The sequence below is a fragment of the Streptomyces oceani genome (assembly GCF_001751245.1).
Lineage (GTDB): Bacteria > Actinomycetota > Actinomycetes > Streptomycetales > Streptomycetaceae > Streptomyces > Streptomyces oceani.
Window position 1 is genome coordinate 1 of the sequence record NZ_LJGU01000016.1, and the last position, 249, is coordinate 249.

Below are 249 nucleotides of genomic sequence, written 5' to 3' on the forward strand. Positions count from 1 at the left end.
CCAGGTCGCTGAAGGCCCGTTCGGGCTGTACGGCATCCGGGCCCGGATAGCCGAGCACGGTCGCGACGTAGCTGCGTACGACCTCCAGGATGGCGTCGTGCCGCTCCGCCGCCGGCAGGCCCGCCAGGTGCCGGCGCAGCGCGGACAGGTCGCTGTCCCCGCTCTCGGCGGCGTCGGCGGACTCCAGGTGGCGTACGGCGTCCGGCAGTTCGCTGAGCAGCGCGCTGGGGCGGGGGGCGGTGAACGCGG

Annotated in this window: 1 protein-coding gene; it reads right to left on the minus strand. The window is 75.5% G+C overall.

Annotated elements, in window-relative coordinates:
* Nucleotides 1–249 (minus strand): acyl carrier protein (locus AN216_RS28845; RefSeq protein ID WP_170842968.1); only part of this gene is annotated, 249 nt, incomplete at both ends.